Annotated in this window: 10 protein-coding genes and 1 riboswitch; of the genes, 8 read left to right on the top strand and 2 right to left on the bottom strand. The window is 34.8% G+C overall.

Features of this window, described 5'->3' with window-relative positions:
- Positions 1–5: 5 nt before the first annotated feature.
- A riboswitch (purine riboswitch) is annotated at positions 6–107 on the bottom strand.
- A 204-nt stretch (positions 108–311) separates the two neighbouring features.
- The 6 genes from AC6CHJ_RS14230 to AC6CHJ_RS14205 all read left to right on the top strand — a co-directional run bounded on the left by AC6CHJ_RS14230 (position 312) and on the right by AC6CHJ_RS14205 (position 5,454).
- Positions 312–1,880, top strand: coding sequence for a sensor domain-containing diguanylate cyclase (locus AC6CHJ_RS14230; RefSeq protein WP_498289079.1), 1,569 nt, complete (start codon positions 312–314; stop codon positions 1,878–1,880).
- 122 nt (positions 1,881–2,002) lie between these two features.
- Positions 2,003–2,188, top strand: a complete 186-nt coding sequence (locus AC6CHJ_RS14225) for a hypothetical protein (RefSeq protein WP_147197569.1) — start codon at positions 2,003–2,005, stop codon at positions 2,186–2,188.
- 235 nt (positions 2,189–2,423) lie between these two features.
- Positions 2,424–3,503 (top strand): ankyrin repeat domain-containing protein, encoded by a 1,080-nt coding sequence (locus AC6CHJ_RS14220; RefSeq protein ID WP_498289077.1) that lies wholly within the window; start codon positions 2,424–2,426, stop codon positions 3,501–3,503.
- Positions 3,503–4,138 (top strand): hypothetical protein, encoded by a 636-nt coding sequence (locus AC6CHJ_RS14215; protein WP_249775110.1) that lies wholly within the window; start codon positions 3,503–3,505, stop codon positions 4,136–4,138. Before AC6CHJ_RS14220 ends, AC6CHJ_RS14215 begins: the two co-directional genes overlap by 1 nt.
- 123 nt (positions 4,139–4,261) lie before the next feature.
- The gene (locus AC6CHJ_RS14210) at positions 4,262–4,717 is read left to right on the top strand and encodes a hypothetical protein (RefSeq protein ID WP_147197564.1); all 456 of its coding nucleotides are present in this window, start codon (positions 4,262–4,264) and stop codon (positions 4,715–4,717) included.
- 131 nt (positions 4,718–4,848) lie between these two features.
- Positions 4,849–5,454 carry a hypothetical protein gene (locus tag AC6CHJ_RS14205; RefSeq protein WP_498289075.1) on the top strand — a complete coding sequence of 202 codons (606 nt, stop codon included), beginning with the start codon at positions 4,849–4,851 and terminating at the stop codon, positions 5,452–5,454.
- A gap of 94 nt (positions 5,455–5,548) precedes the next feature.
- Here the strand turns inward: AC6CHJ_RS14205 and AC6CHJ_RS14200 are convergent, their stop codons facing one another.
- Together AC6CHJ_RS14200 and AC6CHJ_RS14195 are read right to left on the bottom strand one after the other, a co-directional pair.
- Complete coding sequence (locus AC6CHJ_RS14200; RefSeq protein ID WP_184117589.1) at positions 5,549–7,192, bottom strand: thiamine pyrophosphate-binding protein; 1,644 nt, start codon at positions 7,190–7,192, stop codon at positions 5,549–5,551.
- Between the two features lie 18 nt (positions 7,193–7,210).
- Positions 7,211–10,006 (bottom strand): bifunctional diguanylate cyclase/phosphodiesterase, encoded by a 2,796-nt coding sequence (locus tag AC6CHJ_RS14195; RefSeq protein ID WP_498289074.1) that lies wholly within the window; start codon positions 10,004–10,006, stop codon positions 7,211–7,213.
- A 242-nt stretch (positions 10,007–10,248) separates the two neighbouring features.
- On the opposite strand from AC6CHJ_RS14195, the gene AC6CHJ_RS14190 reads away from it, so the two are divergent.
- A complete protein-coding gene (locus AC6CHJ_RS14190) occupies positions 10,249–10,560 on the top strand; it encodes an ArsR/SmtB family transcription factor (RefSeq protein WP_251648124.1) in 312 nt (103 codons plus the stop codon).
- A 110-nt stretch (positions 10,561–10,670) separates the two neighbouring features.
- Positions 10,671–11,837 (top strand): MFS transporter, encoded by a 1,167-nt coding sequence (locus tag AC6CHJ_RS14185; protein WP_498289071.1) that lies wholly within the window; start codon positions 10,671–10,673, stop codon positions 11,835–11,837.
- The last annotated feature ends 84 nt before the right edge of the window (positions 11,838–11,921 follow it).

The following is an 11,921-nucleotide window of genomic DNA, read 5'->3' as shown; positions in this document are numbered from 1 at the left end:
ACGTGCCGTTTTCTGTCATTCCTCATAGTCAAACTATTTACGGTAGTTTGGTAGAGACTTTTGGACCTTATTTCCAAGTTTATACGAAGAATCAAAAAGACGAATATTGAATTGTATATAGTTAATATTTGTTCGTGTATTTAACAATTTATATCATTTTTTTTAGAATGTCAAATTTTTTTAGGAAGTTTTTCGACATAAGAAGACATTTTTTTTGATTGAAATGTACATAGTCATAACAACAATAAGTATATGTATATCTGTTATTGTGCTAAATTAAAATAAAAACATTTTTAAAGAGGTACATAACCGTGAATTCGGATTTGACAGCTAATATAACTCTAGTTTGTACATCAAGCGTGCTAAATTTGTATTTATGCATATACGTTTTCGTTAAGCGATTTAATTATACGAAAATCGCCAATCTATTTATTCTTTATACTGCGTTTACATCTGTTTATTGTATTGCTTCCGCATTTGGGTTATTGTCTACAAATCTTGAACAAGTACAATTTTGGACTATCGTTCAATATATAGGGATGCCATTTTCACCGCCTTTAGGGTTACTATTTATCATGCAGTATTTAGGGATGAAGATTACTAAAAAAGGTTGTGTAGCGCTTCTTCTTATACCTTTTATTAGCTTGATCCTGGTTGCCACGAATAATTTCCATCACCTGTATTATAGAGTGTTTGAAATTGATCCAGCTTTGGGCGCTCCTTATGTACATTTGGAATTAGGTATATGGTATATGATCCAAGGCGTTTTCACATTTGCCAGCATGTTTGTGGCCTTTCTTTTAGTACTCTCTCGTTGGAAAGAAACAGCTAGGGCTTACCGTTTGCAATTAATCGCATTAATGTGCGGTCAATTAGTGCCTATAATCACAGCTTTTATATATTTAATAGGGGTGACTCCTCCAGGAATTGACCCTGTACCAATGGTTTTATGGCTTTCCTCACTCTTATATTTATGGTCTATTAGCTCATCACGTATGTTTACGATTATGCCTGTTGCTAAAGATGTGATATTTAATAGTATTAATGATGGTGTTATCGTATTAGATGAATCTAACCGATTAATCGAGTTTAACCAAGCATGTCAGAGCATGTTTCCAAAATTGCATAAGTCAATGTTTGGAATGGACTTTGCTAAAGTTTGGGTTGAATTGTCAGGAAGTGCATTCCCTTTTGATTTGAAGAAGACTGCATTTAACCAAGAACTACAGCTTAGAGCAGCAAATCATTCAGAGAATACTTATCAAGTTCGTATGTCACCACTACAGCATGCTAATACTAATAAAGGTCTGTTAATTATATTTACTGATATTACAGATCTAAAAAGATTGCAGGTCCAACTGGAATATCAAGCTTTTTATGATGAACTTACACAAATTTATAACCGACGTGCATTTTTTCAGAAGTGTAATCAAGAGTTTTCAGAGTTAAAGAATACTTCATTGGCCTTCTCGGTGATTTTGATGGATATTGATTATTTTAAAAGAGTTAATGATACGTACGGGCATTTTGTTGGTGATCAGTTGCTTCAGCATGTAGTAAATATTTGTCGAGCTCAGTTGAACAAAGGGGAACTCTTTGCCCGATATGGCGGCGAGGAGTTTGTTCTTGCATTGAAGGGATATACGGTGTTAGAAGCCGAAGTATTAGCTAATCAGATACGCAGCCATGTAGAAACAAACCCACTCATCACAAATGATGGAATTATTTCTGTTACTCTAAGTCTTGGAGTAGCTGAAGCGACGAAAGAGAAAGAGGAGACACTATATCAGCTTCTGAATAAAGCGGATAAAGCATTATATTCGGCCAAACAAGAAGGACGTAACCAAGTGTACGTTTATACAGAGGAAAGAAATGTATAATATACTTTGTATAAAAGACTAGAACAATACCAGCTACAAGAGGATCATCGCTACACATGCTTACCATGAATTTTGTTATTTCAAAATAATAATAATATGAGTTATAAAAAAGGACGGATGTAATGAAGTATAATAAAACAACTATGTTAAAGCTTATCAATGAACATCGAGTGTTACATGATGAATTAAAAAGGCTAAAATCAGAAATGGGATTAGAGAAAAATTTTGCAGTAAAGGCATTGTACCATTCATATGTAGCAGAGGATGGTCCTTATATCAAAGAGTATCAGGATTTAGAGCGTTTATAAAAAATATATGGGTGTTCCTAATTAAAACACTAAAAGATGAACCGTATATAATTATATACGGTTCTAGTTTTATAATCTTTTGCTTCTGACAGGGCTTAGAGAAATCATTCATATTATAATATACGACTTCTCTGTCAGTTCATTAAGCATTCATAAAGCTGAAAGTAGAACATCAGGACCGAGGTACCTATTTTATTAGTAAGTAGCTTATTATAGAGATAGAGAGGTGTTTGGGATGATTGTTTTGAAAGATATTGGGAGGTTTAAAGAACTGCCGGAAATCGCCATGTTCATTTATCAAGGAGATATTCCTGCTTTACAAGCATTAATAACAGAAGGCTGGGATACTGAGCAGGGCATCGTACTTAATAAGCGTATTACATTAAGCCCATTGGATCTGGCGCTTGTATCACAGAAATTTGAGGTGGTAAAGCTGCTGGTAGAGCATGGGGCCAATCTAAATGCAAAGCATAATCCTGCATTTTTAAAAGCCGTCCGCTATTGTAAGGAAGACATCGTTAGGTATATTGCTGGACAAGGAGCCAAGTTAGATATGCTTAATCAAATAGGATCTGACGCTTATTCACAGGCCTACTATGGCAATAAAAGTAATATTCCGCTTATACATGAACTGGGATTAAATATAAAGCTTTATGGCGGTGCTGTATTGAGAGAAGCCGTTTCAGACCATGACATGAAGACACTCAATTATTTGCTCAATCAAGGGGTGGACATCAATTATAATAAACCGGATAAAGTCTATCCTTATCAAGCGACTCCGTTAACGGTTGCTGTACGTATGGGGAATACGACTATGGTTAAATTTTTGATTGAACACGGGGCGGACGTGACTTTAGCAGAAAAGAACGGTGAGAGGCCTTACACGATTGCCGTTAGTAATAAGCATAGTGACTTAGCTGGTTATTTAAAGTCACTAGAGCCGACTGAAATGCATAATTTAGAAAATAAAAAGCATGAACTGAAAAAATATAAATTACCAGATGAACTGGTAATCTTTCTTACAGGAGACAAGCCCCGTCTTGAATTGGCGCAAAATGAATTTGACATTGGCTATATCGATTTTTTCGCATTGACCGATACGTTTGAAATGAAACTTGGCAAACAAGAGATGTTGCGCCTATCAGCTGAAATAGATAATTATTCTGATTTGCAGCTAGTTTGGAATCCAAATAACAGAGGTCAGATAGGCTGTTATGACGAAGAGCATCAGAACTATGCGGACCTATGCAGTTTTACAGATTTCCTTGCACAGCCTGAAATATACCTCATTAAGTTTCTTGAGGGAGAGGTGTAATGAAGAACTATACGAATATTTTAGTGGAGAGAACAGACTGTATTCTTTATTATGCAGTACCATGTTCTTCGAATGAACATGGTACTGGTTGGATAGGCGGGAATGCACCTGATTTCTTTGATGAGCAAGCAAACCTTATCCATCAAACTAATCAAAGCTATTATTTTTATTTAAGCATTATTCATCCATTCCAATCTGAGAGCATGATTTCAATCTTCATTCCAGAGGACTATGAGGTATATTTGGACAACAACATTTATCCGAGTTGTTCAATAAAGGTGCTTGAGCATCCAATTTCAAAGGAAAGCGTCAAAGATCTCTTTACTAATCCAGGACTTATAAAACATGTAATTTCAGATGGAGAAATCACCGATGACAAAAAGTCTAAGGAGTCACCCTTTTTAATTAAACTAGGTGGGAACCCAAGACTTATTCAAGAGGAAGACTATTACTTTACCAAACTAAAGGAAGAATCACTTTCTTTTTTCTTTCAAGTAGATGAAGAAGGTTACCCTGAAACGTTGCTTCATCCAGAGGACAATTACCCATTTGGTTTTGGTTCCCTATATATTTTCGCCAACATAGGGCTCACTGAGATTCAACATCCAGTAGCAGGCTTTTGGCAATTCTCTTAATACAACGAAGGGTTGATGATGAAAGTAAGTTTAATATTCTGTAGCTAATCACAAGAAAATGAGTTGTGGTATACTCAGGAATATAATGGATGTAGTTTATTTTATATCGAAGGAGAAGTCTAGATGCTATCGGAAAAAGTAATCAATTATTGCAAAAGCAAGAACTGGTGGTTTGAAGATATTACAGACGAGTATGAATGTGCATTAGTTAAGCTAGGCATCGATTTAGAGTCAGATTTTGCATCGTTTTATCTGCATGCAGAGGATGGACCAACTTTCTTCAATAGACGCCGTGAAATCTATCAGATTTGTTGGTTTATGATTAATTCTTCTGATTATATGTTAGGTATGGGGAGAACTCATAGCGTTTTAAACCTGCCTGAAGAATACATTCCTTTGGATAACTTTGAAGGGGAGTTCGGCTTTTTTTATAATAAGAGCACAGATGAAGTATTAGGCTTGGGATTGGGACAGCAGATGGAGGATTTTTTTGCTGGTAATTTGAAACCGCAATGGAAAAGCTTTAACTGCTTCCTAGAATGGTATTTTGAACTAACAGATTCCTCTGTGACTATATAGAAAAAGCCCCGTCAATTATTGTGAAGTTATAAATGAAACTAATGTTAAATGCTTAGATGAAATATTAATATTTGTTATATTCAGTTTTTTCGCTATTATTAAATTAGAGTGATATAAAAGGGGGAAAGCACATGTCGAAATCTGAAATGATGGATAAGTATCTTGATGCCTACGAGGGTAAAATTAGTGGTACTGTGATTTGTGAGGCTGTTGATTCAGCATTTGGAATAAATTTAGATAAGGCACCAATACTAAAAGATAATGCTATAGAAGGATCTACATCTGCTCCTGGCAAATTGTCTTCTAGAGAAGTGATCGATTTGTATCTACAGCAGTCTGATGAGAAACAAACAGGACCGGTTATTCGCCAGCTAATCAATAAAATTTTTGGAGTTAATTTAGAAGGAATCTCAGCCTTAGAAGGCGCAAAGATATCCTTATACTCTAAAGATCAATGGATTGTTCACCATGAAAAAGACTTATTTGTCGTCCATACTGGGATAGGTGATATTGATGTGAAAATTTATCCTACCACTTACTTTATAGAACAGACAGGATCAGCGGCACTTCCTGAAGACCTACAGCAATTATTATTACAACTAGGTTATACATATAATGAGGAAATCGGTAGTTATTATTATAGTAATCCTACAGGTGAAGCGGTTCCTGATAGTTTTAAAGGGAAAACCATGCAAGCCATTGGTAAGGTAGTAACAGAGTCCTTCGCAACTTTATAAGATATTTTAGTTTAATAATTCAAAAAGCCATATAAAAGGGAAACTTCCCATATTATATGGCTTTTTGATTTTTCTTGAAAACTATTCTAGAATATTATTTTCCGAAAGAAGATAAAAACTTCACTCGATCGCCCACTGGAGGAGTATTATTATCGACTAAAGCTATTTCTAAAACAGCAGGTCCCTTTAAATTCTTGAAGTTATTCAGTAAGTCTTCGTTAAGATCCTGCATGTCATCTACTCTATAAGCTGGGATATTCATGGCTGTAGCAAGAGCGCTAATATTGATTGCTTCTTGCTCAAATGATGGGTGTGTACGTTTAAATTGCATTGAATGTCCATGATATACCATGCCTAGACGAGCATTATTCATTACAACAAATAGGATTGGTAAATTGTATTCTTTGGCAGTCAAAATTTCCATACCATGCATGAAGAAGCAACCATCTCCTGTAATGCATACAGTAGGGCGATCTGGATTTGCTAATTGTGAACCAATCGCAGTACCAATACCGCTTCCCATAGCACCAAAATGTACATTAATATCAAATGTTGAATAATCCAGAACCTTCATATGGTGGATGACATAAGACATAAACTCACCAATATCAATTGTATATCTAGTGGAAGCTGGTAAATATTTTTGTAGGCTTAGAAGTACATTGATTGTATTATATTCCTCTGTCATTTCCTCAAAGCCTACTTTATTTGGAACAACCAAATCAGCAGTGTTTCTTGTAAGACCAGCAGCTCTTAATTCCTCAATTAAATATGATAGGCTTAAGTTGATATCACCTAGAACAGGTAAGTTAATCGGATATTTTCGATTAAATACAGATTGGTCAAAGTCCATTTGGATAGTAAAACGGTTTTTCGTAAGATTCACATTATAATTATTTGTAGCTGTTTCACCTAAGCTTGATCCAACAATTAATAATACCTCTCCATTTCCTTCATTGATTAAAGAGGAAGGCTCTTCATGACCAGCAAAGCCGAAAATACCTTTTAGAAGAGGGTGGTTTTCTGGGATGAATCCTTTTGCCACCGGAGTTGTTAGAATTGGCCAATTAAGCATTTCTGCTAACTCAATGATTTGATCTGTAGAGTAACGGGAGCCTTGTCCGATGAAAATATAGCCCGTTTTTCTAGTTAATAATTCCTGAGCTACATTTTTGATTACGCTGAGATCTGGAACCATAGCTTTTCTCTTGGCAGGAGTCGGTATATGAGTGTTAACCGCCTCTTCATGCTGTAGATCAAGTGGAATCGCTACATGAACGGGTCCCGGAACATCACTTAACGCAATTTCGCATGCTTTCACAATTTCTTTTAAAATATCTTTTGAGTCTTTAACTAATACACTGTATTTTGTAACTGGTGCAAAGATAGGCGCAGCATCCAGCTCTTGAGAAGAATTTAACCCCATTGTATTTAATGGAACAGATCCAGTAATAAATAAAACCGGTAAGTGTTCACGCATTGCATTTGCAGCACCTGTCACGAGATTTGTTGCACCAGGGCCACTGCAACCAATACTTACAGCTAACTCATTCGTATATTTTGCATATGCTGCAGCCATATATGAAGCTGCACCCTCATGTTTTGTTACAATTGGCGTAATCTCTGGTACTTCATTAAGTTCGTCAAAAAAAGCATTAACTGAACCTGCTGGAATGCCAAAAATATACTTTACTCCGGTCTCTTTTAAATATTCAAGTACAAGTCGAGCTGTTTTCATATTCATTCTCCTTATAGACTAAATAGATTTATATGGAAAGTATTTTTTCAATAGATGATCAGCTGTTAATGGCTTACTGAAAAAATAACCTTGCATCAAATAACAATTTTGAGAAGATAAAAATTCTACTTGTTCTAATGTCTCGACACCTTCAGCAATGACTTCAAGATTTAAATTGTGAGCTAGTGTGATGATTGTATTGGTAATCGCAGCCTCGTCTTCTGTCATTTCTTGCACGAAGGTTTTATCGATTTTTAATGTAGAAATTGGCAATTTTTTTAAGTAACCTAAAGAAGAGTAACCAGTGCCGAAGTCATCAATGGCTAAGTTAATACCTAATCCATTTAATTGTTTCATTGTTTTTAAAGTTAACTCTGTATTTTTAACAATAAGATTCTCTGTGAGCTCTAGATGCAAATACTCAGGTGATAGCTTAACTTTTTCTAATACATTTTTGACAATAGAGAATAAATTATTTTGCTCGAACTGAAGAACAGATAGATTGACAGACACACTTTTTAATTGGAAACCTTGATTATGCCATGCCTTGATCTGCTTACAAGCTTCAGTAAGAACCCATTCACCGATGGGCACAATCAGACCTGTTTCTTCAGCAATAGGAATAAATTTTTCTGGCGGAATCATACCGTGTTCTGGATGATTCCATCTTACTAAGGCTTCTACTCCCTCTAACTGATTCGTTTTATAGTTGATTTGAGGTTGATAGAGGAGAACAAGCTCATCTTTTTCTAAAGCTTTGTATAAAGCATTTTCTAACTTAATGTTTTCAAAAGTTCTTACATCCATGCTTTCACTAAAGAAATGATAACCACTGCCTGTTGTCTCTTTTGATTTGTACATGGCCGTATCTGCATTTTTAATTAATGTTTCTGTTGTATCCCCGTTATCAGGAAATAAACTAATACCGATGCTCGCTTTAATAAATATTTCATTGTCTAGCAAATTAAAAGGCTTTGTAAAAGTCGAGATAATATCATCAACCACTTTTAAGACATCATCTTTACTGTGGATATGGGGTAAACAAATGGCAAATTCGTCACCACCTTGACGAGATAATGTTGCTGTGTGCGGAACACAATGGCGTAAACGATTGGCAACATCTCGAAGTAAACGATCTCCAAAGCTATGGCCAAGTGAGTCATTCACATATTTAAAACGATCCAAATCTAAGTACAATACGGCTAATTTTTCTCCATTCTCTTTTGAATGGATAATTCCTTGCGTTAATCTATCATTTAAGAGAACTCTATTGGGTAAATCTGTTAAGCTATCATAATATGCATGGTAGGTAATCTCTTCTTCTAATTGTTTTCGTTCTGTAATATCTTTAAACGTGACAACTTCTCCAACAATTTTACCCCTCTCTTCTATTTGAGAGATGACATACTCAACGGGAAGACTCGAATGATCTTTTCTATAAAATTCGCCTTCTTTTAATCCGTATTTTGGGTTTTCCTCTAAATTAGATGCCACACTATTTAATCGGCTTATTTCCGTATTGTTAAAGATAACATTTACTGTTTTTCCAATTAATTCGTCCTCTGTTTTATAACCTAACATGTGTGCACCTGCTGGATTACAAAAGGTAATATTTCGGTCAAGGTCTAATCCAAAGATACCTTCGCCAGCAGAGTTGAGAATCAACTCCTTTTCCCGACTAAGTTGCTGTAATTCTGCTATAACTCTTTCAAGTTCTTGATTTTTATCTGTTACTTCAGATGTTCTTTCTTCAATAATGACCTCTTGCTTTTCCATATATAAAAGATTTGATAACGTGGCGGCTGTCGCATCTATAATAGATTGAGCTAACTGTATTTTATTTTCCGAATAAGAGACTTTCTCTTCGCCGAGATTTACAATTGAGATTTGTCCTAAAATCTCGCCCATTGAGATTAAAGGAAACATGAGAAGACCTTTAATGCCAAAATTACGACAAACTTCGTGATTTGGTCGATTATCTTTAAATACATCTGGAATGAGTATAGCTTTTCTTGTTTCAAAGACTTCTTGCATTACTAGGTCATTACTTTGATCCATTTGAAATTTATTATGTGTTTTGAGCCATTCTGATTCAGACCAGTCACTCCTATTGCTTAACTTGGCAGGTTTAATTTTTTTCTCAGCTATTGGATCTAATAAGTGAACCCCTGTATTATACGTATCTAAAACTTGGGCTAAATAGAAAAAGCATTTATCAAGACTTTCTTGCATAGAAGAACACATCGATAAATCTCGTATCGCATCAAGCAAAAGCTGCTTTTCTTTAATAAGTCGTTCTTTATACGTTAGATTATTCGCGTTTTGTATGGCAACAGCAGCCATATTGACATATGCCTCGACTGTTTGTATTTCTTCATCCGTTAGATTCATCGGTATGCCATAATCGAATAAAAAGACCAGTCCGAATAGCTCATCTTCAAAAGAAATGGGCAGACCTAATAAAGACTTGATTTGAAATCCTGCAACAGCCCGTGGGTCAGGACGATTATCCTTTGATGTATCAGGAATGTATATGGCTTTCTTGGTTTCAATGACTTCTTTTGCGAGTAAATCGTAATCCGTATCAATGACATGCATATCTAAGGTCCATCCATTTAGATATTCCGGTTTTCCTACAAAGCCTCTAAACGATCCATCTTCTTGAGGTAAGTATATACCGACAGAATTACATCGGACTATTTCCTCTGATATTGCAATTGTTACTTGTTCCAATACTTCGCGTAATTCAAGCTTCATATTGATAACTTTAGTTATATTAGCAAGACGTGAGTATCTTGTTTGTTCTTTACTCATGTATTATCCATTCCTTTTTAGAAAGATATAGTACTTAAGATTATACCTTATAGTAATTTAAGAAAATAAAACTTTGAACCACTTTTAGTAAAAAGAAGCTGTAAATATTTAGAGAAACGATTTGCATAAAACTAAATATATAAACTTAAGTCAAAATAACTTAGAATGTTTGAGCTATTGGTTGAGGTCTTTTTTCTTACGCAACTTATTTACAAATCTATAAAAATAGATATAATGGTGGTATGGAACCTTTACTAATTTATAAAGCATTATCAAATGAGACAAGACAACAAATTTTATTGTGGTTAAAAAACCCAGAAATTTATTTTGATGAAGAGCCTTATTTACAACAGGGGATTAGTTTTCAAGTTGGCGTATGTGTAGGAGAGATCCAATTAAAAACCGGAATGGCCCAATCAGTTATTTCTAGTTATTTATTAACAATGAAAAAGGCAGGATTATTAGAATCCGAACGAATTGGGAAGTGGACGTATTATCGTCGGAATGAAAAAACAATCAAAGAATTTGCCGATTACGTTCAAACTAAATTATAAAAAGAGGGGAGGGTTTCTTTTTTTTAAGCTAATATATCTACTTTTTCAGATATATAGATAAATGAATTTTATAAATGTTTAAATTAATATAAGAATGGAGTTTGGTATTCATGAAGAAAATAAGCCCTCTGCTTATCATTACATTGGCATTAGGTGTATTTGGAATCATTACAACAGAAATGAGTATTGTCGGGGTGTTACCACAAATAGCGAAAAAATTTGCAATTTCCACTTCACAGGCGGGCTTATTAGTAAGTATATTTGCGCTAGTTGTTGCAATCTCTGGGCCATTTCTTATAGTAATAGTCTCTGGAATTAACCGTAAGTTACTTTTACTGACAGCCATATTTATGTTCGTTATTTCTAATGTTATTTATGCTTTTACAACCCAGTTTGAAATTATGCTCATTTTTCGTATTCTACCTGCAGCGCTTCACCCCCTCTTCTTTTCGATAGCACTTGTTACTGCTGCTTCTCTTGTCCCACCTGAAAAAAGTGGACAAGCCATCACAAAGGTTTTCATGGGAATTACCGTTGGTTTTGCTTTTGGTGTACCATTAACATCTTATCTTGCAGAACAGTTTTCATTAGAAGTTGCTTTTTTGTTTGGAGCAATTGTAAACGCTCTTGCTTTTATAGGAATAGCTACTTTGCTTCCTTCTATGCCAGTTACAGAAAAAATGTCCTTTGGAAAACAGATAGGTATATTACGTAAGCCTGGATTGTGGTTAAACATAATAGCAGTTGTATTTATTTTTGCAGCCATGTTTTCAGTTTATAGTTACTTTGCTGAATACCTTGCAAGAGTATCAAACATGAATGGTTCTCTAATCAGTATCATGTTACTCATATTTGGGCTAATTATGGTTGTTGGCAATCATTTATTTGGAGTATTTTTACAAAGAAGTATTGTGAATACCATCGTATCATTCCTAGGTGCATATTTAATTATTTATATATTGCTATATTATTTAGGCTCTTATTTAGTTCCCATGATTTTTATGATATTTATTTGGGGGATCATTCATTCTGGTGGATTAATTGTAAGCCAAGCTTGGTTAATGAATGAAGCAAAGGAATCACCGGAATTTGGAAACAGTTTATTCGTCTCGTTTTCAAACCTTGGAATTACTTTAGGAACGACTATTGGAGGCTGGTTTATTTCTAAATTAGGAATTCACCAGCTGATTTGGAGTGGCTTCCTATTCACGCTTCTTTCTTTATTATTGATAACAATAAAAATAAAGTACTTCAGAATTAATTTGCCAGCAGAATAAGAAGCTAAGAGCCAGGCTATGTACAAATCATTTACTCATAAATTGAACATTTATCTATTACTAAATAGAGTGTAAATCCTTAAA

It is taken from the genome of Rummeliibacillus sp. GQ308 (assembly GCF_059759115.1).
The sequence above is the reverse complement of the archived record's forward strand: the minus strand, read 5'-3'. Positions and strand labels throughout refer to the sequence as shown.